Genomic DNA, 381 nt, shown 5'->3' with positions numbered 1-381 from the left:
ATTATAAGAAAAAAGCAGCAAAAAGGAAGTCCCTAAATTCCCCTCATGAATGAGGGGCTAGGGGAGTTGAAGTGCCGAAGGCACTTTCTTGTCCCGCCAAACACAAAGGACCGTCCCGCGAATCGGGTACGGCCCTTTGCCACCTATTTAAACTTATTTACCGTAGTAAGCTTTTAAATACATTTCCTTGAGCTCGCTCATCAGCGGGTATCTCGGGTTAGCCCCTGTACACTGATCGTCAAATGCCTGCTCTACCATCGAGTCAAGTGTATCCAGGAAGTATTTCTCATCTACACCATACTCTTTGATCGTCTTCTTGATTCCAACTGCAGCTTTTAATTCTTCAATCTTATCGATGAATTTCTTTAATACTTCCGCATC

The 381-nt window shown here is 43.8% G+C and carries 1 protein-coding gene; it reads right to left on the bottom strand.

The annotated features are described in order from the left end of the window. Nucleotides 1-153: 153 nt before the first annotated feature. On the bottom strand, nucleotides 154-381 hold a 228-nt coding region (locus NE664_15775; protein MCQ4728093.1), incomplete at its 5' end, for an iron-containing alcohol dehydrogenase.

The sequence above is a fragment of the Anaerotignum faecicola genome (genome assembly GCA_024460105.1).
Lineage (GTDB): Bacteria > Bacillota > Clostridia > Lachnospirales > Anaerotignaceae > JANFXS01.
This window is presented reverse-complemented; position numbering and strand designations above follow the sequence as displayed.